General features: G+C 64.0%; 22 protein-coding genes. 13 read left to right on the top strand and 9 right to left on the bottom strand.

Annotated elements, in window-relative coordinates:
• Positions 1-136: 136 nt before the first annotated feature.
• Positions 137-763 carry an FMN-dependent NADH-azoreductase gene (locus M1D44_RS22620; RefSeq protein ID WP_024978543.1) on the bottom strand — a complete coding sequence of 209 codons (627 nt, stop codon included), beginning with the start codon at positions 761-763 and terminating at the stop codon, positions 137-139.
• A gap of 127 nt (positions 764-890) precedes the next feature.
• Between M1D44_RS22620 and M1D44_RS22615 the strand changes: the two genes are divergently transcribed.
• Both M1D44_RS22615 and M1D44_RS22610 read left to right on the top strand, forming a co-directional pair.
• Entirely contained in the window at positions 891-1,838 is a 948-nt protein-coding gene (locus M1D44_RS22615) for a LysR family transcriptional regulator (RefSeq protein WP_316852486.1), read from the top strand.
• Positions 1,839-1,927: 89 nt separating this feature from the next.
• A complete protein-coding gene (locus M1D44_RS22610) occupies positions 1,928-3,508 on the top strand; it encodes an MDR family MFS transporter (protein ID WP_024978545.1) in 1,581 nt (526 codons plus the stop codon).
• 12 nt (positions 3,509-3,520) lie between these two features.
• Here M1D44_RS22610 and M1D44_RS22605 read toward each other — a convergent pair whose 3' ends face one another.
• Positions 3,521-4,417 carry an oxygenase MpaB family protein gene (locus M1D44_RS22605; RefSeq protein WP_316852485.1) on the bottom strand — a complete coding sequence of 299 codons (897 nt, stop codon included), beginning with the start codon at positions 4,415-4,417 and terminating at the stop codon, positions 3,521-3,523.
• Between the two features lie 188 nt (positions 4,418-4,605).
• Here M1D44_RS22605 and M1D44_RS22600 point away from each other — a divergent pair, with 188 nt between their 5' ends.
• Positions 4,606-5,523 carry a hypothetical protein gene (locus M1D44_RS22600; RefSeq protein ID WP_316852484.1) on the top strand — a complete coding sequence of 306 codons (918 nt, stop codon included), beginning with the start codon at positions 4,606-4,608 and terminating at the stop codon, positions 5,521-5,523.
• 4 nt (positions 5,524-5,527) lie between these two features.
• Here the strand turns inward: M1D44_RS22600 and M1D44_RS22595 are convergent, their stop codons facing one another.
• Positions 5,528-5,959 carry a PGDYG domain-containing protein gene (locus M1D44_RS22595; RefSeq protein WP_316852483.1) on the bottom strand — a complete coding sequence of 144 codons (432 nt, stop codon included), beginning with the start codon at positions 5,957-5,959 and terminating at the stop codon, positions 5,528-5,530.
• Between the two features lie 261 nt (positions 5,960-6,220).
• Here M1D44_RS22595 and M1D44_RS22590 point away from each other — a divergent pair, with 261 nt between their 5' ends.
• From M1D44_RS22590 to M1D44_RS22575, 4 genes are all read left to right on the top strand, one after another.
• A complete protein-coding gene (locus M1D44_RS22590; RefSeq protein ID WP_239498103.1) occupies positions 6,221-6,682 on the top strand; it encodes a nucleoside deaminase in 462 nt (153 codons plus the stop codon).
• A 110-nt stretch (positions 6,683-6,792) separates the two neighbouring features.
• Complete coding sequence (locus M1D44_RS22585) at positions 6,793-6,960, top strand: hypothetical protein (protein WP_316852482.1); 168 nt, start codon at positions 6,793-6,795, stop codon at positions 6,958-6,960.
• 143 nt (positions 6,961-7,103) lie between these two features.
• Positions 7,104-7,406 (top strand): hypothetical protein, encoded by a 303-nt coding sequence (locus tag M1D44_RS22580; RefSeq protein ID WP_024978550.1) that lies wholly within the window; start codon positions 7,104-7,106, stop codon positions 7,404-7,406.
• Positions 7,407-7,523: 117 nt separating this feature from the next.
• Positions 7,524-7,826 carry a membrane dipeptidase gene (locus tag M1D44_RS22575; protein WP_112188271.1) on the top strand — a complete coding sequence of 101 codons (303 nt, stop codon included), beginning with the start codon at positions 7,524-7,526 and terminating at the stop codon, positions 7,824-7,826.
• A gap of 90 nt (positions 7,827-7,916) precedes the next feature.
• Here M1D44_RS22575 and M1D44_RS22570 read toward each other — a convergent pair whose 3' ends face one another.
• A complete protein-coding gene (locus tag M1D44_RS22570) occupies positions 7,917-10,019 on the bottom strand; it encodes a hypothetical protein (RefSeq protein WP_316852481.1) in 2,103 nt (700 codons plus the stop codon).
• A gap of 245 nt (positions 10,020-10,264) precedes the next feature.
• Between M1D44_RS22570 and M1D44_RS22565 the strand changes: the two genes are divergently transcribed.
• The gene (locus tag M1D44_RS22565; protein WP_316852480.1) at positions 10,265-11,383 is read left to right on the top strand and encodes a helix-turn-helix transcriptional regulator; all 1,119 of its coding nucleotides are present in this window, start codon (positions 10,265-10,267) and stop codon (positions 11,381-11,383) included.
• Between the two features lie 7 nt (positions 11,384-11,390).
• Here M1D44_RS22565 and M1D44_RS22560 read toward each other — a convergent pair whose 3' ends face one another.
• The 5 genes from M1D44_RS22560 to M1D44_RS22540 all read right to left on the bottom strand — a co-directional run bounded on the left by M1D44_RS22560 (position 11,391) and on the right by M1D44_RS22540 (position 16,741).
• Positions 11,391-11,696, bottom strand: a complete 306-nt coding sequence (locus tag M1D44_RS22560) for an NIPSNAP family protein (protein WP_024978554.1) — start codon at positions 11,694-11,696, stop codon at positions 11,391-11,393.
• A gap of 81 nt (positions 11,697-11,777) precedes the next feature.
• Complete coding sequence (locus M1D44_RS22555) at positions 11,778-12,809, bottom strand: cytochrome d ubiquinol oxidase subunit II (protein ID WP_024978555.1); 1,032 nt, start codon at positions 12,807-12,809, stop codon at positions 11,778-11,780.
• Entirely contained in the window at positions 12,806-14,179 is a 1,374-nt protein-coding gene (locus M1D44_RS22550; protein WP_316852479.1) for a cytochrome ubiquinol oxidase subunit I, read from the bottom strand. The genes M1D44_RS22555 and M1D44_RS22550 overlap by 4 nt, the downstream gene beginning before the upstream one ends.
• 18 nt (positions 14,180-14,197) lie before the next feature.
• On the bottom strand, positions 14,198-14,758 hold the full coding sequence (locus tag M1D44_RS22545) for a GbsR/MarR family transcriptional regulator (RefSeq protein WP_024978557.1): 561 nt from the start codon (positions 14,756-14,758) through the stop codon (positions 14,198-14,200).
• Between the two features lie 582 nt (positions 14,759-15,340).
• Positions 15,341-16,741: a sensor domain-containing diguanylate cyclase gene (locus M1D44_RS22540; protein ID WP_316683181.1), complete on the bottom strand. Its 1,401-nt coding sequence runs from the start codon at positions 16,739-16,741 to the stop codon at positions 15,341-15,343.
• A gap of 704 nt (positions 16,742-17,445) precedes the next feature.
• Here M1D44_RS22540 and M1D44_RS22535 point away from each other — a divergent pair.
• The 5 genes from M1D44_RS22535 to nirB all read left to right on the top strand — a co-directional run bounded on the left by M1D44_RS22535 (position 17,446) and on the right by nirB (position 24,099).
• Positions 17,446-18,990, top strand: coding sequence for a methyl-accepting chemotaxis protein (locus M1D44_RS22535; protein ID WP_316683180.1), 1,545 nt, complete (start codon positions 17,446-17,448; stop codon positions 18,988-18,990).
• Between the two features lie 112 nt (positions 18,991-19,102).
• Positions 19,103-19,357 carry a GlsB/YeaQ/YmgE family stress response membrane protein gene (locus M1D44_RS22530; RefSeq protein WP_004627540.1) on the top strand — a complete coding sequence of 85 codons (255 nt, stop codon included), beginning with the start codon at positions 19,103-19,105 and terminating at the stop codon, positions 19,355-19,357.
• A 161-nt stretch (positions 19,358-19,518) separates the two neighbouring features.
• Entirely contained in the window at positions 19,519-19,812 is a 294-nt protein-coding gene (locus M1D44_RS22525; protein WP_024978560.1) for a hypothetical protein, read from the top strand.
• 387 nt (positions 19,813-20,199) lie between these two features.
• On the top strand, positions 20,200-21,522 hold the full coding sequence (locus M1D44_RS22520) for an MFS transporter (RefSeq protein ID WP_316852478.1): 1,323 nt from the start codon (positions 20,200-20,202) through the stop codon (positions 21,520-21,522).
• Positions 21,523-21,543: 21 nt separating this feature from the next.
• Positions 21,544-24,099: a nitrite reductase large subunit NirB gene (nirB, locus tag M1D44_RS22515; RefSeq protein ID WP_024978562.1), complete on the top strand. Its 2,556-nt coding sequence runs from the start codon at positions 21,544-21,546 to the stop codon at positions 24,097-24,099.
• The last annotated feature ends 16 nt before the right edge of the window (positions 24,100-24,115 follow it).

Genomic DNA, 24,115 nt, shown 5'->3' with positions numbered 1-24,115 from the left:
ATCGGCCGTCTGCGCCGACCCCACCTTCTAGCCACGCCAGTAAAAACGAAAACGGGCGCCGCATTGCTGCTGGCGCCCGTTTGGCATTTTGCGAGGCGGAGTGCGGCGCGTCCCGTTGCGCCGCAATCGCGTTCGCTCAGGCAGCCACGGCCTGGCTCACAACGTCGCGCATGGCTGCGTGTGCTGCTTCCAACGCTTGCGTGCGCGCGTCCGGGCCCATCGCCAGGCGTTCTGCGCGTACGAACTGCACATCGGTGATGCCGAAGAAACCGAACACGGTCTTCAGATACGCCTCCTGGAAATCCATGGCGGCTGCGGGGCCGGCGGAGTACATGCCGCCGCGTGTCGACGCAACGATCACCTTCTTGCCACCGGCCAAGCCAACAGGGCCGTTTTCCGTGTATTTGAACGTGCGGCCGGCTTGCGCCACGCGGTCGATCCAGGCCTTGAGCTGGCTCGGCACCGAGAAGTTGTACATCGGCGCGCCAACCACGATCACGTCGCTGGCGAGCAGTTCGTTTACGAGCGCTTCCGAGCGGGCGTGCTCGGCGCGGGTGGCGTCGTCAAAATCATCGGCGCCCGTGGCGCGGAAGCCGGCGGCAATGGCGCCGTCCAGGTGCGGAATCGCTTCGACCGACAGGTCACGGTGGACAACGGTGGCGCTCGGGTGTTCGCGGCGCAGCTCGTCGACAATGGCGGCGCTCAGGATGCGCGAGGCCGAGGCGTCACCGAGGATGCTGGAATCAATGTGAAGGACTTGCATGGTGTCTCTCCAAGAAAAAGGTGGGTTGCTGGAAAGATAGTGCGATGCAGCGAGTTCCAGTAGTGGGTCTAATCGACACACATCGTTCTACCGGTGAGACAATGCGCCCGTGCTTCGGAGAACGGCCATGGAAGACCTGAACGACCTCGTCCTGTTTGCCAGTGTGGTGACGCACGGCAGCTTTTCCGGCGCCGCGCGGGCGCTGGGGATTCCAAAATCGCGCGTGAGCCGCCGCGTGGCTGATCTGGAAACGCGTCTGGGTGTGCGGCTGCTGCAGCGGTCAACGCGGGCGGTGCATGTGACGGACGTGGGCTCGGCGTTCTTTACGCATTGCGAATCGATGACGCAGGCCGCACGCGCTGCCTTCGAGGTGGCCGAGCACGCCGGCGAAAAACCTTCCGGCCGCTTGCGCGTGAGCTGTCCGGTGGGCGTTGCGCACGTGTTCATCGCGCCCGTGCTGTCGAAGTTCCTGCGCGCGCAGCCCGATGTGCGGCTGGAGCTGGACGTGACAAACCGTCGTGTCGACGTGATTGGCGACGGCTACGACGTGGCGCTGCGCGTGCGCTCGGCGTTGGACGACTCCAACCTCGTCGTGCGCAGCTTTGGCGTGAGCGATCAGGTGCTCGTCGCCAGCCCCTCATTTGTTGCCGAGCATGGCCCGTTCGAGACGCCGGAATCGATGCGCGGCGCGATTGGCGTGGGCGTTGACGGTGCGGCCGGGGAGCGCACGCGCTGGCGCCTGACCGCCCCGGAAGGCGGCGCGGTCGATATCGAATACACCCCCGCGCTGGTGACGGATGATTTGTACCTGATGGGGCAGACGGCGCTGGCCGGCGTTGGCGTTGCGCAACTTCCGTTCAACCTGTGCGCGGAGCCGGTTCGTGATGGCCGGCTGGTCGTGCTGCTGCCGGAATATCGCTTGCCAGTGCACCAGTTTCACGCGGTGTTTCCGTCACGCCGCGGGCTGGTGCCTGCCGTGCGCGCGTTCATCGAATTCCTCGCAGAAGAGTTGCCCGGCATGACGGCAAATGTCAGCCGCTGTTATGAGGACATCGTCCGGCAACCCGATCGTTGACTCTGCAACGAATGGGAATCGGCAGTATCATCAACGGCTTCGCTTCTCCCATTGGCGCGGGTGCCTGAGCGGCATTCGCGCACATTCCCATGTCTTCCCGCCCCAGCCTTGAACCGCCCAAGCCAGACACGCCTACCGCGCCCATCGCAGCGGTATCCAGCCCGCTGGATACGCCACCGGTGGCTGAAATTCCGGTGATGGCGGTGATGGGCGGGCTGATGCTCGCCATCTTGCTGGGCGCGCTGGAGCAAACCATTGTTGCCGTGGCGTTGCCCGTGATCGCGGGCGAATTCAACGGCTTTGCGCTGATGGCGTGGCTGGTGTCGGCGTATCTGGTGGCGTCTACGGTGGTGACGCCCATCTACGGCAAGTTGAGTGACCTCTACGGCCGCCGCGCCATGCTGACGACGGCCATTGTCCTGTTCGTACTGGCTTCGGTGGCATGTGCACTGGCGACCAGCATGCCGATGCTGCTGTTCGCGCGCGTGCTGCAAGGGCTGGGCGGTGGCGGGCTGATTTCGGTATCGCAGGCCACGATTGCCGATGTGGTGCCGCTGCGCGAGCGTGGGCGCTATCAGGGCTACGTGAGCGGCATGTGGGCGATGGCCAGCCTCGCCGGCCCGGTGATCGGCGGCTATCTCACGCATTACCTGTCGTGGCGCTGGATTTTCTGGATCAACCTGCCGCTGGGCATCGTCGCGCTGCTGGTCGTGCGCCGCACGCTGCGGCATCTGCCGGTGGCGCATCAGCGTCGCCCCATCGACGTGCCGGGCGTGGTGCTGTTTGCCGGGGGCCTGACTGCGCTGTTGTTGATGATTACCCGTGTGGGGCAGGGCACGCCGCTCACGCAGCCCGAAAACCTTGGCCTGCTGGCGGGTGCCGTGCTGCTGCTGGGCGCATTTGTCTGGCAAGAGAACCGTGCCGTCGAGCCGATCATTCCGCTGTCGATGTTCCGGGTGCGCACGGTCACGATCTGCTGCCTGGCGCTGTTCCTCTGCTTCTTCCAACTGATTGCCACGTCGGTGCTGATGCCGCTGCGTTTCCAGATGGTGGCGGGTGCCAGCCCCGATGCTGCGGCGCTGCGCCTCGTGCCGCTCACGCTGTCGATTCCGCTTGGCGCCTTCATTGCCGGCAAGTGGATGACGCACAGCGGCCGCTACAAGCCGCTCATGCTGGGCGGCGCATGCGTGGTGCCGTTTGCCGTGGCTTCGCTGGGTTTGTTGGACCCGCACAGCGTATTACCGCTGACCCTTGCGATGATCGTGCTCGGCCTGGCGATTGGCGTGCAGTTTCCGACCGGCCTGGTGGCCACGCAAAATGCGGTGCCGCCGCAGACGGTGGGCCTGGCCACGGCGCTTACCGCCTTCTCGCGTCTGCTGGGTGGCGCGGTGGGTGTGGCGGTGCTGACTTCCGTGCTGATTGCGCTGCTGCGTCAGGCTGCGCCTGAAGCGCATGTGGCGGCCGGCGGCGATGTGCTGATGGACCTCTTTCACGCAGCGCTTGCCAGCAGCGGTGCCGATGCCGAGGCCTTGCAGCGCGCGGGCGAGAGCGCCTTCAGGCATCTGTTCTTCTTTGCGGCTGCGGTGTCGGTGGTCTCGCCGCTGCTGATCATCCGGCTGGAAGAGAAGGTGCTGCGCGGCAAGGTGTCGCTTGCCGAAGCCATCGAGTAGCGCGCGGACGCACTAGCTCGTGGCGGGCGCCAGTGCGCGGTGTCGAGCCCGGCGCGCGACGCTACCCTCGTAGAGCGCCCAGCGCAGCGTGGGCGCCACGGTGCGCATGGCCGCTGACGCAATGGCCGCCTGCAGCGGCGGCCGCTTGAGATCGAGCATTTGTATTGCCCACGGCGGCAGCAACTGGATGCCCGCATCCAGGAAGAGGCGTACTGCCGGGCGCAACCCCGGGCGCGGCGCCTGCCACGTCATCAACACCTCCACCACCGTGCGCGTGCGATCGCTGGCCACCAGCTCGGCGCGCATCGCATTCAGATAGGACTGCACGGCCGCCCGCGATTTCGGCACGTCGCGCGCGCCGAGCATCTCGGCCACAAGCGCGGTCTCTTCAAAATAACGATCCTGCTGGGTGATACTCAGGTTGCCATCCACGTAGCGCAGATAGCCTGCCAGGAAGCTCGACATCTCGGCCACGTGCACCCAGGTGAGCAGGTCTGGGTCGTTGGCTGAATACGGCCGACCATCGGGCGCGATGCCCTGCACGCGGTCGTGGATGGTCTTCACGCGCTCGATGAGCGCCAGCGCATCCTGGCGGCTGCCATACGTGGTGCCGGCCACGAACTGCGCGGTACGGCCCAGGCGCCCCTGCAGGTCTTCGCGAAAGTTCGAGTGGTCCCATACGCCGGCCAGCGCGCGCGGGTGCAGCGCCTGCAACAACAGCGCGCTGATGCCACCGGCCATCATCGCCGGAAAATCGGCATGCACCTTCCAGCAGACGGCGTCGGGGCCAAACAGGCCCGGATCGCCCGGCGGCGAGGCAATGTCGAGGGTGAGGCTGCCGGTGGCACGCGTAAGGCCGCGGACCTGGTTGGCGATGCGTTCGCGAATGGCGGCGAGTGGCGAGGGCATGGTGCCGGAAGTGCCGGGAAGCACGAGGCGAAGAAGCGTTCATTTTACCGAGCCGCATCGGAGCACGCCTTGGCTGTCGTGATGACAGAACGCCGCATGGCCGATGTGCATCCGCAGGCCCATTTGTTGCGAGACTGTGGGCGTTAGCGCCTCCTAGAATGAAGACCAATTCCACAAAAACGCCGTTTATGACCTTGCACCGACATCCCGCCTGGCTGCGCCCGATTGCCCTGCTTGCGCTGGTGGCCGGCCTATGCCTGAGCACCGCCTCGCGCGCGGCAGACACTGCGCAGGGCCTGCGCGACAAATATGAGAGCGTGGCGTCCCAGTTGGCTGACAACCCGTTCCACCGCCCGCTGGTGTTGGAATCCACCGAGACGCCCGACATGCTCCAGGGCGACATCTACAGCGTGATCGATTACCCGTTCGCTACCGTGAGCGGCGCCTTGAGTGACGCGACGCAAGGCCCCGGCAACTGGTGCGACGTGCTGATCCTGCACCTGAACATCAAGTATTGCCGCGCCGGGTCCGGGCCCCGTGGCACCGTGCTCGACGTGAATCTGGGCCGCAAGGTTGAGCAGAGCTTGTCGAGCAGCTATCGGCTGGAGTTCAACTACCGCCCCGTTGCCAGCAGCGCGGGCTACTTCCGCGTGGAACTGAATGCCGGGTCCGGCCCGTTCAGCACGAAGGATTACCGCATCATGCTGGAGGCCATTCCGGCCCCGGCCGGCGGCAATCACACCTTTCTGCATCTGACGTACTCGTACGGTTATGGCACCGCAGGGCGGCTCGCCATGCGCACGTATCTGGGCACGGTCGGCAGCGACAAAGTGGGTTTTACAAAGACGGCAGAATCCTCAGCCGCCACACCTGAATACGTGGGCGGGGTGCGCGGCTTGCTTGAGCGCAACACAATGCGCTACTACCTCGCCATCGATGCCTATCTGAAGGCGCTGTCGGCGCCGCCCGACAAGCGCCTGCAGCAGCGGCTGAACACGTGGTTCAACGCCACCGAGCAGTACCCGCGCCAGTTGCATGAAGTGGAGCGGCAGGACTACCTGCAGATGAAGCGCCACGAAGCCGAGCGCCAGCAGACGGCGCAGTAACGCTTCAGACGGGCCGGTAGACCTTGGCGAAGCGCTGCGCCTGCACGACCCCGTAGTCGCCGGGGGCGTATTGGAGTACCCAGTCACCGGCCTGGCCGTGCAGCACATCGCCGGCTTCGGAGCGCGCCATCGAGAACGCTTCGCTCATCTGCCTGGCAAGCACCACGCTCGGGCGGTTGCGATAAGCGCCGGCTTGCCCATGTGCGAGCGATGCATCGGCGGGGACGTACTTCGCATCGAAACGTTCGCGCGAGACCACCCAGCGGTCGCCCGTTGAACCGGTGATCAGCGCATCGTCGGGAGCATAGCGGTTGGGGCCTTCCAGGCTCATCAGCTCGCCGGCTTCGGCCGCAAAGTCGACGTGGACGGTCTCGTCCTTGACGAAGGGGCGGGCGGCGGGGTCCGTGCGTAGGTCGACGTGTTGCAGCGTGGGCATGAGGTGACGCAAAAGCGATGAAAGCGAGGTCGGGCGGAAGGCCGTAAGCGTAGCGCAAATGGCGTCGCTACAGCGTGGTGGGATTGCCGTTGCGGCTGCTTTTCAGCATCTTGTGGCGTGTCGGACAGTCAGATCGTGCGCGATTTTGCCCAGACAGCATTCGCTGAATGACACCGGCTTCTTTCGTCGATGTCTCACACCAAGGATTCCATCGTGAACGCACGTGAACCCCACACGCCATCCCAACTGACCGATCTCGATATGGCACTGTTGCGCCAGGCGATTGCGGTGGCCGACGACGCACGCAAGCGCGGCCGTCATCCGTTCGGCGCACTGGTGGCCGACGAACACGGCAACGTGATCGCCAGCGCGGGCAACAACTCGATGCCGCCCGAAGGCGACCCCACGCAGCATGCCGAGCTGGCGGCCGCGGCGGCAGCAGCCAGGATCTTGTCTCCTGAGCAGCTTGCGCGTTGCACGCTGTACACCAGTGCCGAGCCTTGCTGCATGTGCTCGGGCGCCATCTACTGGTGCAACATCGGCCGCGTGGTCTATGCGCTGTCGGAGCATCACCTGTTGACGCTTACGGGCGACCACCCAGAAAACCCGACGTTCTCGCTGCCGTGCCGCGAGGTGTTTGTACGCGGCCAGCGCCAAATCGACGTGCACGGCCCGCTCATCGAAGACGAAGCCGCGCAATCGCACATCGGCTTCTGGGGGTGAGCGCCATGAACGTCAAGATCGTCATGCTTTGTAGGGGCATGTAAGCAACGGCGATAGAGCGATGGGCCGATCGCGCGCACAAGACCGCAGCTCAATTTTGCGGGGTGCGCATGCTCATCGATTGGTTCGTCATCGCCACGTACAAGCCCGACGCGCTGCAAGACACGATCGTCGACATGGAAGGCTGGGCGATGCCGCTTGACGCTGACCCGTCAGTCGAGACCGGCCAGATTCTGGGCGGCAACTACCGGCGCGTGTTCGAGGCGACGGTGGGTTGATCGGGGCCCGTGCTCTTTCTCACGGGCCAACGCGTGGTACGCAAGCGCTATAGGGCAGAAGCGATGGCGCCCATAGAGTGGTCTCGCCCTCTGCGGTTTGCTGTCTGTCGGGGGCATTTCTTTCACTCTTTGCGGAGCCCACCATGCCCCAAGCATTGCGCATCTATCAACTGGAATTCACCCAGAACAACGTCTCGGCCGGCAGCCTGCATACCAATCTGCAGACGTACGCTGCGCCCATCGCCCTGAGTGATCAGCGTTTCATCGTCGGTATTCGGCTCAACGAGCGCGGACTCCGCGATCTGCTCGGACACTTCTACTCCAACGGCCCCGCCATCATGCGTGTCGAGCACACCGACCGAGATGACTACGACCGCGCCGTCTGGACGCAGATCAACAACATCGTGAACAACGCCACCAATGCCAACATTGAGGTCGATTGGTAGGCTTGGAACCGGGCAGCGGCGCCCGGCCCATGATGGCGCGGACGTAGTAGAAGATCGTGGCGTGTGCATGCGGGTGCGTGAGCGCGCCAGCCTAAACGTCCGCCCGCCGTCCGGTCAATGCCGCATGCGCGCGCGGTAGCGGACATTGGCGGTGTGATTGGCGTGTGGCCCAATACGGCGGATCTTCCCAATCTCGATGCCATGGCGATGGGCATCAAGCGCATGGCCGATGTGGTGGGCGTGGCGCACGTGGGGCTGGGCACCGACATGCGCGGTTTTACCCGGCCGCCGGTGTTCACCAGTTACGCGCAGTTGCCGACGCTGGCTACGGCGCTGCTGAAAGCGGGGTTCACTTCAGTGGAAACGGGCCAGATTCTGGGTGGCAATTACCGGCGCGTGTTCGAAGCGACGGTGGGTTGATCGTGGCCCGCAGGGCGCCCGGCATGACGCCTTGCGGGCCCGATCACCGCACTTCCCCGTGTGTGCCCTGCGTTGCTGCGTTCCTGCGTATTAGCGGTCGTATTCGACCGACGTGGTGAAGTTCAGATCCAGCGGGTCTGCCCAAGACATGTTGGTGAACGACATGTCTTGCGTGCCCGACCAGCCCGTCACTGCGGGGAAAGCCACCCCCTGGTCGCCCGCTACATTGACGGTGAGCGTGGTCCCGGGCGCGGCCGGTGCGGCGCGGCCCACCCCGTTCACGAATACCGTCGGCTGGCCCGAAGCCGTTGCGCGAATCTGCACGTTGACGCGCTTCACGAAGGGCACGCCCGCCTTGGTCGTCCACGTGACGGGCAAGGTGGCGCCGCCTGCAAACGTTGATGCCGTGCCCGGGGTGAGGATGTCGCGCGTGGTCTGCGAGATGTCCTGCCACGTGTATTGGCGCAGCGCATCGGGCGAGGGCGACGGCGTGCGCAGCCGCACCGTGTACGTCTTGGACGGCTGGCTGGTGACACCGCCCTGATAGATGGCGATCGTGTACGCACTGAACGGCGTGATGGTCGCCAGCTCCGAGGCCGTCAGTTGCGGCTTGGCCCAGGCCGTGTTGTTGCGCGGTGCATCGCCGGGCCACGTGAAGCTGCCCTGGTTGGCCGGGTTTTGTGCCACGCCTGCCAGGCGGAAGTTATTGCGGCAGGCGCCTTGCTTGGCCAGCAAGGCAAGCTGTGCTGCCGTCTGGCTCGCGCCAACCTGGGCGCGGATGTTGAGTGTGTCGCACGTGCCTGACGACGGCTGCAGGAACACGCCATTGCGCAGGCCGGGGCCGGTAACAATCGCAAAGTCGACGGGCGTGCCAGCGGCATCCACGACGCCCACCTGCATGTTGATCGAATCGACAAACGCGTTGGTGCCCGTCATTGCGGTGGCGCTGTTCAGCCAGTCCCACTTCTGCGCATTGGCATTGACTTTTGTGAACACGGCGCGCTGGTTGCCGACGATGCGCCAGCCGTTGTCGCCGCTGGCGCGCGAGGCAGGTTGTACCGCCACTTGCACATGCTGCTGCATGCCGTCGCGAAGGCCATCGGCGCGGGTCCAGGCGAGCTTGACCCACAGCGTGTCACCGCTGTTGGACGCCACGCGGATGATCTCCGGCAGGCTGAAGCTGGCGTTGTTCATCGCGTCATCGGCAAACAGGCCCGGGTTGCCCCCGCCCGATGCGGGCCCGAATTCCTGGTCGGCCGTCATGCCGTTGTTCAAGTAGGCCGACGGCACGCCGTTGATGAGCGCGCCATTGGCCACGTCATCCACGAAGATCTGGCCGCAAACGGGCACGCTGCCCCCTGTGCGCGCCGAGCCTGTCGAGCCGGCAAAACACTGGTTGAGCGCGGTTTGCAACGCGGCCAGGTCCGAGGCGGTCGGCAGATTGGCGACGGGGTTGCCATTGATGGTCGCCACGCTCGGCAGGCTCGCCTTGTCGCCGGGCTGGGGAGCGACGCCCGGCGCGAGCTGCAATTGCGCAGGCGTATCGCTGGACGCGCCTGCCACGGAGCTGATCTGCACGCTGCCGTCCGGCAGCACGTTCACCTTCAGCTGATCGAGCAGGCGGTCGAGGCCCGGTGCGCCGGCCGTCAACGGGCCCGAGATCAGATCCACTCCGGTGTTGCCGGTGGCGGCCAGCAGGTCGGCCAGGGCGGCGGCATAGGCGGCCACCGTGCTTGAGACGGTTTGTGCGGTCACCTTGCTTTGCAGCAGGCCCGTGTTGCCCAGCAGCTTGCTCGGGTTGTCGCCCACGATGGTGGCGGCAATGGCATTGGTGATGGGCGTGATGTTGATCGTCTGGCTGCCGGCACTGGCGGACAGCGCGATCAGCGTGGCTTGCGAGTCGGCCACGTTGCCGGCCGCCGACAGCACGAACGGCGCGGCAAGACCCGTGACCGTGCACTGGAAAGCCCCCGTGGTGGCGTTGGCCGGGCAGTCGACCGACTTGCCGGCTGCGTCCATCAGCGTGACCGTCGCGCTTTGCATGGCCGCGCCCGCGGCGGCGACGCCGCTGACGGTCTGTGCTGCCGGAACGTTGGTGCCGGGCGATGTGCTGGCGCTGCTGCCGGAATCGCTGCCGCCGCAGCCCGACAGGGCAAGCGTGGCCAGTGCGATTGCAATGGGGGTGAGTTTCATGGAGTCCTCCGCTGGATCGTGGGTGCGCCGTGCATGCGGCGCCGTTATTCGGCACGGAGATTCTCAAAGGGGGCACCACGCGCCCGCATCATTCATTTGGAGGAAAGCGTCGCCAAAAGAACGATGTTGAGCAACGCACACACGTGTTACGTTTGCGCGCATAACATGACCGCAGCCACTTGGCTCTCACCGAGTGAGCATGGCGGGCGCCAAGGCCAGACAGCCATCCTTCGGGGGAGGGACGCGTGCTCAAAGACCAGCTTATTGGTGATCTGTACGAAGCTGCGGTAACGCAGGAAGGGTTTCTGGACGTGTTCCAGGGCGTGACCGAATCGCTTGGTGCCGACCTGTTCCACATGTTCAGTTGGGACGCCGTGCGCAATGCGCCTCAGCTTTCGGTCTACTCCCCGAAGCGGGGACTGGACGACACCATCGGACTGTATGACAGGTACTACGGCGCATTGGACCCCCGCCGCAGTTTTGTCGAACGTGCGGGCGTGCGCGAGTTTGCCTTCTGCCAGGATCACCTGTCCGATGCGTATGTTGAGCGCAGCGAATTCTTCCAGGACTATCAGATTCCGGCGGGCTTCCGTTACCTGATGGGCGTGCGCTTGGAGCGTCCCGGCAGCAGCGACATCCTGCTCGGTATGTTGCGAGCACACGGCCGGACGCCATTTTCCGACCAGGATCGCTTCAACGCGGCCGGCATGACCGACCACCTGCAGCGCACGATCAACCTCTGGCGGGATACACGCGTGCTGCATCGCGATGCAGCACTCGGCGCCGAATTGATGGAGCAGCTTGGCCTGGCCGTATTCGCGCTCGGGCGAGACCAGCGCGTGCTGTTTGCCAATGCGCAAGCCGAAGCGCTGCTGCGCGCATCGACTTGCCTGCGGTTGGAGCACGGCCGATTGGCTGCGGCGTTTGCTGCCGACAACGACGGTCTGCAAGCCGCACTGGCGCGGGTGACGAAGTCACGCAAGGGCGAGAGCTTTGCCGTGCGGCCGGCGCTCGGGGCGCCACACGAGATCTTTCTCGGCATTTCCCAATTGCCCGCCAATGCCGCGCAGGCCGCGTTTGGCGATGCCGCCATGCTGGTCACGGCCCGGCGCAAGGGCGATGCCGCGCCGGTGACAGCCATGCAGTTGCGCCAGGCGTTCGGTCTGTCGGCGGCAGAGGCGGCGGTGGGCGAAGCGCTGATCGCCGGCAAGACACCCGACGAATATGCGGCCGACGCCAACGTCGCCATGTCGACCGTGCGCTCGCAACTGCGGGCCATCTTCGAGAAGACCTGCACGCGCTCCCAGGCAGAAGCCGTGGGGGCGATGCTTTGGGTGCTGTCGCAGCGCAGGCCGCAGGGCTAGGCGAGCGTCAAGAAAGCACGGGGCGGAAGAAGCTGCGCTCGTAGCTGACGATGCAGCCGGTTTCCTCGGCGTAGCGGATGGCCGCCATGCAATCGGGGTCGGTCTTCGCGCGTTCGCGGTAGACCTCGTAAGCCGCCAGACTCGGGAACGAAAACAGTGTCAGCGCGACGTTGTTGGCCCCTTCCGACGGGAGGAAGTAGCCGTGGTGCTGGCCGCCGAATTTCTCGACCAGCGGGATCCACATCTTTCCGTAGGCTTCGAATTCAGCGAGCCGTGCCGGGTTGATGATGTAGCGGACGTGGCAGGTGATCATGGCGTGTGCATGCGTGTGGGTGAGCGCGCCAGCCTAAACGTCCGCCCGCAGTCCGGTCAATGCCGCATGCGGGCGGCGTGCTCAGTAGTAACGCAGCTCCGTCGCCTTGCCGTGGAACACTTTGTACGAATAGATCGTGTAGCCGACGATGGTCGGCAGCACGATGGCCACGCCCACCAGCATGAACTCGAGCGATTCCGGCGCGCTGGCGGCCTGCCAGATGTCGAGCCTGTCCACCACAAGATACGGAAAGAGGCTGTAAGCCAGGCCATTGAAGGCCAGCAGGAAGATAGCGCCGGTGCCGACGAACGGCGCCCAGATCAGGTGTTCGTCACCCTTGGCAATCTGCTGTGGCAGGCGGCGCAGTACCCAGTCGATCAGCAGGAACAGCACGATCGTCACCAGCGGCACGGGCGCCAGCAGGATGATGTTCGGCAGCGCAAACCATTTGTCGAACACGCGCGTGCTGACCCACGGCGTTGCCAGCGACACGGCGGCCACGCCCAGCGCGGTGAACCACAGGCTGCCGCGAGCCCACTGCACCGCGCGCAATTGCAGCGCACCTTCCGTCTTCATGATGAGCCACGTGGCGCCCAGCAGCAGGTAGCCGGCAATCAGGCCGCCCGCCGTGCAGATCGCAAAGATGACGTTGGCCGCGTCGTACTGGAAGCCCGTGATGTACAGCCCCAGCATCAGGCCCTGCGCAGCGGTGGCGATGACGGAGCCGGCATAGAACGCGCGGTTCCACCACGGCTTGTGGTGCGCGCGCGCCTTGACGCGAAAGTCGAAGGCCACCCCGCGCAGGATGAGGCCGAACAGCATCAGCGCCACCGGCAAATACAACGCGCCCAGAATCTCGCCATGCGCGGCCGGAAACGCCACCAGCAGCAGTCCGACCCCGAGCACGAGCCAGGTTTCGTTGGCGTCCCAGAACGGGCCGATGGAGGCGATCATGGTGTCTTTCTCGGCGTCGTCCGCGCGGCGCAGCAGGATGCCGACGCCCAGGTCGTAGCCGTCGAGCACCACGTAGGCGAGCACGGCAATTCCCATCAGGGCCATGAAGACCACCGGCAGCCAGCCGGCAGGTTGGGTGAGGTCAGGAATGGTGCTCATGCGTGGCTCGCGACGGGCGCAGAAAGTTGGGAGGTGTGCTTGGCGGGGATGTCGGCATCCGTCGGATCGATGGCGCCCCCGGCCTTGCGGGCCAAATAGAAGACCACGCCAACATACGAGGCGATGAGGAACGCGTACAGCGCGAGATACATCGCCAGCGTGCTGCCGATCATCCGCGCGGGCACGGACGACGCAGCTTGCGCGGTGGTCAGCACGCCATAGACGAGCCACGGTTGCCGGCCGATCTCGGTAACGTACCAGCCGGCCACCACGGCCACCCAGCCGGAGAACGTCATGGCGACGAGGGCGCGTGCCAGCCAGTTCGGCAGTTCACCATTGCGGCGGAGGCGCCAGGCGCTGGTCCACGACACCGCCAGCATCAGCAGCCCCACGCCCACCATCAGGCGGAAGGCGAAGAACACCGGCAGCACGGGCGGGTGCCGGTCGAACTGATCGAGCCCCCGCACCTTGCCGTCGAGCGAGTGCGTGAGATACAGCGACGCCAACTTCGGCACCGCGATCTCGTAGCGGTTGCTGCGCGAAGCCGCATCCGGGATGCCAAACAGCACGGCGGGCACGCCACGTTCGGTTTGCCAGATGCCTTCCATCGCGGCCAGCTTGGCCGGTTGATGCTCCAGCGTGTTGAGACCGTGCGCGTCACCGGCGGTAATCTGCAGCGGGATCAGCATGGCGGCGAGCACCACGCCTGTCTTGAGCGCTGCACGCACATCGCCACCGCGGTCGTTGCGCAGCCAGCGGTAAGCCGATACCCCCGCCAGCAGGAACGACACCGTCAGCCCCGAGGCCAGCAGCATGTGCGTGAACCGATACGGGAACGACGGGTTGAAGATGATCGCCAGCCAGCTTTGCGGATGAGCGCGGCCGTCGATCATCACGTAGCCGGCGGGTGTCTGCATCCACGAGTTGAGCGCGATGATCCAGAACACCGAGATGGTCGTGCCCAGCGCGACGAGGAACGTCGCAAATGTATGGATGCGCGGGCTCACACGGCCTGTTCCGAACAGCATGATCCCGAGAAAGCTGGCCTCCAGAAAGAACGCAGTCAGCACTTCATACGCCAGCAGCGGCCCGGCGATGTTGCCGACGGTATTCATATAGCCCGGCCAGTTCGTGCCGAACTGGAAGCTCATCGTCACGCCGGACACCACGCCCAGCGCGAACGTCAATGCAAAGACCTTCACCCAAAGGCGATATGCGGCCATCCAGGCCTCGTCACCGGTCTTGCGATAGCGCAGCTTGAAGAAGAGCAGTACCCATGCAAGCGCGATGCTGATGGTGGGAAAGAGGATGTGGAACGTGATGTTGGCGCCAAACTGGATGCGCGCCAGGACAACGGGATCGAGCGACATGGTTTTTCTTGATACGGGCTACTTCGATTTGCCGCCAACGACAACGGCAAGCTTGTTCTTCATCTCCAGCAGCTTGTGCACCTTGGCACCCATCTTCATGAGTTGCTGCAACGATTCGGCGTCGAGCTTCTGCACGTCGTCAAACCAGTTGGTCATGAGCGTGATGAGTTGGTACATCTCTTTCATGCGCGCCTGGGCGTGGCGGTCATCCGGATCGGTCGGGGATTCGAGCATGACGTCGCGCAGCAGCGAGAGCGTGGGGTCGATCTCGCGCTTGCGGCGCTCCTCGGCCAGCGTGCGGAAGATGGTCCAAACGTCGTCCGGGGCGGAGAAGTATTCGCGCCGGTCGCCCGGCTTGTGCGACAGCCGCACGAGCTTCCACGACTCCAGCTCCTTCAACCCGATGCTCACGTTCGAGCGGGAGAAGCCCAGCGCCTCGGCGATCTCGTCCGCGTTGATCGGCTCGCGCGCGGCGTAGAGCAATGCGTAGATCTGCCCGACGGTGCGGTTAATGCCCCAGCGGCTGCCCATCTCGCCGAAATGCAGGACGAAGCGCTGTTTCAAGGGGGAGAGTTGCATTGTTTTGATCTTTCTCAACTTTCAGTAATTTATGAAAGTTTAGCCCCCCTTGCCGGACTTGGGATGTGACGCGCTGTCGCGGGGCGTTCTCGCGCGGCCAGATAGCCGGCAGACGTAATCCAAGGCCGGCGAGCAAATTGCGGAAGGTGCTGAAGAAAGAGCGTCTGACGAACGTTTCTTTTCACGCCATGTCTTTCGCGCAGGACTTTTCTTCCGGGCGCGCAGCCCGTCCTGGTGTCTAGGTGTCGGCTCGTTTTTAGGGCGCGCGCAGGAATGCGAATGCCTCGCACTGCTGCCGAGCGTGACGGCGCACATCGTTCAAGCGGCCCGCGAATGTAGCGATATCTGCGACGTGCCAGCAGCAATCAGCGCGGTCGACGAGCATCCTGCTGCCAAGTTTGTCTTTCGTCGGCGATGGAGCGCTGTGTTGCACCCGCTGCAGCATGTGCGCTTATCTGTGAAGTAGAGAGAAATGCGCCGCGCTTTGCGGGGAACGATGTCGGCCTGCCAGGCCCTGAATATCGTGCCGGCTACCCTTGAAGGTCGCGCACCATGCGGAAAGTGCTGTGAAGCGCGTTCGCTCTAGCGAATGGCGACGGCGTTCCTGCCTGCGCGCTTGGCGTCATAGAGCGCCATATCAGCTCGGGCGAGGACCTCTGCTGTAACCCGTGCGGCGGTGCCTTGGTAAGTCTGGCCGGCCACGTCGCGCTCGGTTGGAATGTAGGTCGCTACTCCAATGCTGATCGTCACAACGCGACCCGCAGACGGCGCAGGCAAGGCCGCACCCTCTACATCACTGCGTACCCTCTCGGCAACCTGTTGCGCACCGGAACGCTCGGTGTTTGGGAGCAGCACGACAAATTCTTCACCGCCATACCGGGCAACGAAGTCGCTCCCACGCTGTGTGGCGACGCCTGAGAGGATGCTCGCGACCGCTACCAGATAGGCATCGCCGCGGCCATGGCCGAAGGTATCGTTAATTCGTTTGAAGTGGTCAATGTCGATCATCAGAACCGACAGCGGAGTTCCATCTCGTTCGGCCCGCCGCCATTCCGTTTCCCAACGCGTGTCAAACGCTTGGCGGTTCGCTATCTGCGTCAAACCATCCAGCAGTGCCTGTTTTTCGAGTTGCCGATTGGCAGTAATGAGCGCGCGGTACAGGCGAGTGATTTCTGCAATCAACATTGAGAGCACCACGCCCGATGACAGAACACTCAGGAGTCGGGCTGCATACCAGCCTAACGTGTACCTCGCGCCGCCGTGCAGGGTCAGTACTGCGTCAGCAAGGCTGGCCACGAGTGCCACGCAAACCCATACATCCACCGAGCGGCGTAGTCGGGTCAGCACGACATAGCCGACAAGGGCAGCGGCATTCGCGCCAATTACGGGCAAGCCAAGAGTGTGAACAAGGTTTGCGTAGGTTCCGCCCTGAATGAGTTGCGGCAAAACGCTCGTGCCCCAGATGGAAAGCGGCACCACGACTGCCGCCGCGATTGGGCCGACCCAGCGCACAGCTTGAACGTCAGGGAACATACGTGTTTGCGGCTGTGCGCGCGCATAGAGACCTCGGCTCAGTCCGGCTAGCAACACCAAAAGGGGATAGCCGGAATGCCAGAACGTCCACAGCCACACGGCTGTTTGGGCGCCGGCGCCGAGCAAGCCTCCTTCTGAAAACACGCCCGGAAAAGTGGGGAGCTGCGCTGCGGCCCCGGCCGCAGCAAACACGTAGGCGCCAGCAAGTGCTCCGTAGAAGGGGGCTCCCGTCAAGCGGGCGCGTTGCAGGAGAAGATAGCCGGTCAAGCCTTCAAAGATGACGACCGTCGTGAGGAAGATAGGGAGGAACGGCCTGACTTCCGGCAGCAGGACGCGTGCGTAGCTGAAGGCTAAAACTGCCAAGGCAACAATGGCCGCCGAAACCGCTGCGGCAGTAAAAAGCTCAGGTCGGGAAGGAGCGATGCCTTCCACTTGTACGGTCTCGGTCATGAATCTGGGGGCGCGGGTGGTCAATGTGAAGTATCGACGGTCCCGCCGCAGTCTTTAGTTTTCGCAGTGCGCTACCACGGAAATGACTTCAAATTGCGCGATGAGACCATCCATCTACAACGCCGCTCTCTATCAATGTCTTCCGGTCGCAGCGGATAGAGGAAGGGGCGCCTTTTGTACTTCTCAGGGGCAGTGTCTCCGGGTGAGGGTCGTCCCGAAAACGAAGACATCCGACTTGTCGCGACAACTTTGAGGCGGTGGCCGGGTGGTGGCCGCAACTTTGAGGTTGTGCAGCACCCACTGTAAGACTGTGCTCGCCAAGTGCTTAATCTTACGGGCTCGGAAGCAACAACGTTGAGAGGCGACCGGGCGCATGGGGGCTCTCAGGCCCTGGAAGGGCCTGATGTGAGACGGGCTCACAAGAAAACGTATGGCGTCTCGCTATTACGTTTTATATTTTATCGAGCCGCCGATAATTAATGTGAATAAGGTATTAACGAGCTTTGTGTGCTGCGGTGTTTCCGGCTGGGTGCCGTAAATGCGCGGGATAAAGCGGATAAGAATCATTTTCATGACGTAGTATCTGCTCTGGCAAGCGAACGGATTGGGATCTGGTGAGCGCAAAAAAAGGGTATTCGGTCTTAATAAATCCAGTTATGTGCCGATAATTCGTTGCGAAGTAAATCATCAAAGGAGATCCCCCCATGCGTGTCAACGAACCTGTCACCCAGCGCGAATACGAGTTCCCCGACAACGCCACGCTCATGTCGACCACCGACACCCAAAGCTACATCGCCTATGCGAATGCAGCGTTTGTGGAGGTGAGCGGCTTTTCCCGCGAAGAGATTGAAGGCCAGCCACATAACATCGTGCGCCACCCGGATATGCCAACCGAGGCATTTGCCGATATGTGGGCCACGCTCAAGGCGGGGCAGCCATGGACGGCGCTGGTCAAGAACCGTCGCAAGAACGGCGACCATTATTGGGTGCGTGCCAACGCCACGCCCGTGGTGCGTAACGGACGGGCCAGCGGCTATATGTCGGTACGCACCAAGCCCACGCGCGAGGAAATCGCGGCGGCCGAGGCGCTCTATAAGGATTTCCGCGCCGGCCAGGCGGGTAACCGCAAGTTTCACAAGGGCCTGATCGTGCGAACTGGGTTGATGGCCTGGCGTTCGGTGTTTCAGGTGATGCCGGTGCGCTGGCGCATCCGGCTCACTTTTCTTACATTGCTGCCCGCGTTGCTGGCCACGGCGTGGGCGTTTGGCCTCTCCGGTGCGGCGCTCGGCGGTTTTGCCGGTGCGTTGCTCGTGGCCCTGGCGCTGGCCTCGTGGTCATTGAAGGTGCAGATCGCCACGCCGCTTGAAAAGCTTGAGGAACTTGCGCTGAGCGTGGCCTCGGGCGAGAGCCGGAAAGTCGCCATCGCAGACCGCGTGGACGAGATCGGCATGACGCTGCGCACGATCAGCCAGCTCGGGCTGATGTTCCGCTGGTTGATCGACGACGTGGCAGAGCAGGTCATCAATGTGCAATCGGCCAGCCAGGAGATCGCCAAGGGCAACGGCGACATCAACACCCGCACCGAGCAGGCTGCCGCGAGCCTGGAAGAAACCTCCAGCTCCATGACGCAGATGACCGCCACGGTGGCCAGCAATGCCGAAACGGCTGGGCAGGCAAACACGTTGTCGAGTGTGGCTACGCAGGCGGCGGTCAATGGCGGCCGTGCGATGGAGCAGGTCGTGGCCACCATGAGCGCCATCACGCAGAGTGCCAAGCAGATTGCCGACATCATCGGCGTGATCGACAGCATTGCCTTTCAGACCAACATCCTGGCGCTCAATGCGGCCGTGGAGGCGGCGCGCGCCGGCGAACAAGGGCGAGGTTTTGCTGTCGTGGCGGGCGAGGTGCGTGCGCTTGCGCAGCGCAGCGCCGGTGCAGCCAAGGAGATCAAGGAGCTGATCGGCACTAGCGTCGACAAGGTCGAATCGGGCTCGCGGCTGGTGGACGATGCCGGCAAGACCATGGACGACATCGTCGAGCAGGTCAAAAAGGTCTCGACCATGATTGCCGACATCAGCCTGGCAACGGCGCAGCAGACCGACGGCATCACGCAGGTCAGCCAGGCGGTCAACCATCTGGATCAGGTCACGCAGGAGAACGCCACGCTGGTCGGCCAGAGCGCGGCGGCGGCCGAGGGCCTGCGCATTCAGGCTACGCGCCTGGTGGAGGCGGTCAACGTGTTCCGTTGAGCACGATGCAATTGCAAAAACCGTGTGAGCGCCACATCGCGATTGTGCTGTCTTCGCCTACTATGCCTGTGCGGTAACGTCCCTCAAAACGCACATTCTTTGGAGCGCGAACATGGCCTCACACGGTTTGATTGCCTGGTTGATCATCGGCGCGGTGGCGGGTTGGCTGGCCGGCATCCTGGTCAAGGGTGGTGGTTTCGGCATCTTCGTCGACATCGTGGTCGGCATCGTCGGTGCCTTCATCGGCGGATGGCTGGCGGGGGTGCTGGGCATCTCGCTGGGCGGCGGGTGGATCGGCTCGATCATCACGGCGGTGATCGGTGCGGTGATCCTGCTGTTCATCATTCGGCTGATCAAGCGCGCATAGCGCAAGGCAGCACCAGACCCAAGAACGGCGGTGGATGCGGATGTCATCCAACCGCCGGATTTCAACATGCACCTCATCACCTAGACTGGTTGAACCAAGGGCAGTCGCGCCACGCCACAAGCACCAGCGCGGCCGGTACACGCTAACCCAGCGAGGCCACCATGTCTGACCAGCTCATCACCGCACCGCAAGAACTCTACGAAGGGTTCGAGATCCACGTTGTGCCAAGCCCGACGCGGGCAAACTCCACGCGCTACACCTACACCGGCTACGTGTGCCACCCCGGCGCCGATCCGCAGTTGCCTGGTCACGTCGTGCCCTTTCATGCCGACGGGGACGACACCTTCCGCAGCCCCGAAGAGGCCATGGAGGAAGCCGTGCACGTGGCGCGCAGCATTGTCGACGGGACGCACCCGGATCTGTCGGTGCTGTCGATCGTGACGCACGGCTACTGACGCCGATACCGGATCCGGCGCTTTCCTCCCAAGCAGTCCTCCACGTGGCGTGCCGGTCGCCCCTGGCGGCCGCCGACGCATTTGCTGTGCCGCACCATCCCGAATCGCATCTGCACCGAAACCGTGCGATGTAGTGCTCGCGCATGAGGCACGCGCACCGGCCGATTTCGAGCTCATTTCCTGCAAACCGCGATAACACAAGGCTTTGCGCGCCTGGCATACCTGTTGCATAGCAACATTGCGCGGGTCAAAGGCGATCCGTGCTCTTCGTGGTGAAGGCCCTGGTGCTCAGGGCTACTTGGACAACGGCGTCCCAGACCCTGGCTAGTGCAGTCGGGTTCTCGGACGCCTTTCTTTTTTTTTTTCGGCCCCTGATTGGGATTCAACATGACCGGCAAAGCCACCCGAATCGACCTGTTCAGCCTGCGTACGCCGCAGATGCGCGCCTTCCATCTGACGTGGCTCGCGTTCTTCGTGTGTTTCTACGCGTGGTTTGCCTGCGCGCCGCTCATGCCGGTGCTCAAGGGCGAGTTCCATCTCACGCCCGGCCAGATCGCCAACATCAACATCGCCGCGGTGGCGGTGACGATCCTGGTGCGGCTGATTGTCGGCCCGCTGTGCGACCGTTTCGGCCCGCGCAAGACCTATACCGGCTTGCTGCTGCTGGGTGCTCTCCCGGTACTGGGCGTGGCGTTGGCGCAGAGCTACGAGGCCTTCCTGTTCTTCCGCCTGGCGATCGGCGCGATTGGCGCGAGCTTCGTCATCACGCAATACCACACGTCGGTCATGTTCGCGCCCAACGTGGTGGGTACGGCCAACGCGGCGGCTGCGGGCTGGGGCAACGCGGGCGGCGGTGTGGCACAAGCCACGATGCCGCTGCTGCTGACCGCCATCGTGATGATGGGCGTGACGCAGAGCATGGGCTGGCGCCTCGCCATGGTGGTGCCGGGCGTGGCGATGCTGATCGTCGCGGCGCTCTACTGGCGTTATACGCAGGACTGCCCGGAAGGCAACTTCAGCGCGCTGCGCGCCGCCGGCAAGACCATCGAAGGCGGCAAGAAGGGCGGCTGGGGCAGTTTCGTGGCGGCCGCCGGCAACTATCGCGTGTGGCTGCTGTTCATCACCTACGGCGCGTGCTTTGGCGTGGAGATCTTCATCCACAACATCGCCGCCACCTATTACGTCGATCACTTTGGCCTGTCGCTGTCGGGGGCGGGCATGGCTGCGGCGAGCTTCGGTCTGCTGGCGCTGTTTGCACGCGCGCTGGGCGGCATCGTGTCGGACCGCGTGGCAGCCAAGCGTGGCCTGGATGCGCGTACTCAACTGCTGTGCGTGCTGATGGTGGGCGAGGGCCTGGGCCTGTTCGGTTTCGCCCATTCCGGTAGCGTGCCGGTGGCCATTCTCGCCATGCTCGGCTTCGGCCTGTTCACCCACATGGCATGCGGCGCCACGTATGCGCTGGTGCCGTTCATTGATCGCCGCGCCCTGGGCGGCGTGGCCGGCATCATCGGCGCGGGCGGCAACGCCGGCGCGGTGGCGGCGGGCTTCCTGCTCAAGGGTATGGCCGACACGCAAGCCACGTTGTCGGTGCTCGGCGTGTTTGTGGCGCTGTCTGCCATCTGCGCGATTGCCGTGCGCTTCTCGCCAGAACACAAGGCGCGCGAGCAAGCGCTGTACGACAACACGCTGGCCGCCGCCGCCAACGCCTAACGCAGTCAAGGAGACATCACCATGACCATGAAGATCGTCGTCATTGGCCACGGAATGGTGGGCCACAAGTTTCTGGAAAGCCTTCTGCACACACCGGGCCATCACCTTCAGGTGACGGTGCTGTGCGAAGAGCCGCGCCCCGCATATGACCGCGTGCACTTGTCGGAATTCTTCACGGGCAAGACGGCCGAAGATCTCTCGCTCGTGGCCCCGGGTTTCTTTGATCGCGATGACGTGGTGCTCAAGCTCAACGCTCGCGCCACGGCCATCGACACCATTGCCAAAACGGTAACGGCCTCCACCGGCGAGGTGCTGCCGTACGACAAGCTGGTCATCGCTTCGGGCTCGTCGCCGTTTGTGCCGCCGGTGCCGGGCAAGGACCGCAAGGACTGCTTCGTCTATCGCACCATCGAAGACCTCGAAGCGATGGCCGAATGTGGCCAGCGCGCCAAGACCGGTGTTGTCATCGGTGGCGGTCTGCTGGGCCTGGAATGCGCCAAGGCGCTGCGTGACATGAACCTGCAAACGCATGTGGTCGAGTTTGCCGGCCGCCTGATGGCCATGCAGGTGGACGACGGCGGCGGCCGTATGCTGCGCCGGAAGATCGAAGACCTGGGCGTGACCGTTCACACGCAGAAGAACACCTCGGAGATCGTCGACGGCGAAACGGCGACGCACCGCCTGAACTTTGCCGATGGCACGCACCTGGAAGCCGACATGGTCGTCTTCTCGGCCGGCATCCGCCCGCGCGATGAACTGGCGCGCGCCTGCGGGCTGGAAGTGGGCGAGCGCGGCGGCATCGTGATCGACTCCGAGTGCCGTACCTCGGCGCCGGACGTGTACGCGATTGGCGAATGCGCGCTGTGGGGCGGCAAGGTCTACGGCCTGGTTGCGCCGGGCTACGAGATGGCGCGCATCACCGCAAAGCAGATCCTGGCGGCCGACGATGTGGCAGAGTTCAGCGGCGCCGACATGAGCACCAAGCTCAAGCTGATGGGTGTGGACGTCGCCAGCCTGGGCGATGCGCAGGGCATCACGCCGGGCAGCCGCAGCGTGCAGTTCACCGACGAGCGCAAGCAGATCTACAAGAAACTGGTGGTGTCGGAAGACGGCAAGTACCTGCTGGGCGGCGTGCTGGTGGGCGATGCGGCCGAATACGGCACGCTGCTGCAGATGATGCTCAACCGCATCGAGTTGCCCGAGGCGCCGGAATTCCTGATCCTGCCGCAGGCCGATGGCAATGCGCGCCCCGCACTGGGCGTGGATGCGCTGCCCGATAGCGCGCAGATCTGCTCGTGCAACGACGTATCGAAAGGCGCGCTGTGCCAGGCCGTGTGCGCCGGCGCCACCACCGTGGGCGCGCTCAAGGATGCGACCAAGGCCGGCACCTCGTGCGGCGGCTGCGTGCCGCTCATGACGCAGGTGATGAAGGCCGAGATGAAGAAGCAAGGCCTGGCCGTCAACAACCATATCTGCGAGCACTTTCCGTATTCGCGCCAGGAGTTGTATCACCTGGTGCGCGTGGGCCGTATCCAGTCGTTCGAAGGGCTGCTGGAAGCGCACGGCAGCGGCATGGGGTGCGACATCTGCAAGCCGGCCGTTGCGAGCATCCTCGCCTCGTGCTGGAACGACTTCGTACTCAAGGAAGAGCACGCCGGCCTGCAGGATTCCAACGACTACTTCCTCGCCAACATCCAGAAGGATGGGACGTACTCCGTGGTGCCGCGCATGGCGGGCGGCGAAGTGACGGCAGATGGCCTGATCGCCGTAGGACAGGTCGCCAAGAAATACGGCCTGTACACCAAGATCACCGGCGGCCAGCGTGTCGACCTGTTCGGCGCGCGTCTGGAGCAGTTGCCACTGATCTGGGAAGAACTGATTGCGGCCGGCTTCGAGTCGGGCCATGCCTATGGCAAGTCGCTGCGCACGGTGAAGTCGTGCGTGGGCTCCACATGGTGCCGGTATGGCGTGGGCGATTCGGTGGGCTTTGCGGTGGCGCTGGAGAACCGCTACAAGGGCCTGCGCTCGCCGCACAAGCTGAAGTTTGGCGTGTCGGGCTGCACGCGCGAATGTGCCGAAGCGCAGGGCAAGGATGTCGGCATCATCGCTACCGAAAAAGGCTGGAACCTGTACGTGTGCGGCAACGGCGGCATGAAGCCTCGTCATGCCGAACTGCTGGCGGCAGACCTGGACCAGGAAACGCTCATCAAGTATGTCGACCGCTTCCTGATGTTCTACGTGCGCACGGCTGATCGTCTGCAACGCACTAGCACGTGGCGCGACAACCTCGAAGGCGGCCTGGATTACCTCAAGGACGTGGTCATCAACGACAAGCTGGGCATCGTGGCAGAACTCGAAGCCGACATGCAGCACGTGGTCGACACCTATCAAGACGAGTGGAAGACGGCCGTGACCAACCCCGAGGTGCGCAAGCGCTTCCGTCACTTCGTCAACAGCGAGGCGAAGGACGCGAACGTCGTGTTCGTTGAGGAGCGCGGCCAGATCCGCCCCGCCACGGTGGAAGAGCGTGCCAAGACGCGGCCCGTGCGCATTCCTGTTGTTGCTGAAGCCGCTTGAGCGGATAGAGGAAGAG

The organism is Ralstonia sp. SA306 (genome assembly GCF_054792405.1).
The sequence above is the reverse complement of the archived record's forward strand: the minus strand, read 5'-3'. Positions and strand labels throughout refer to the sequence as shown.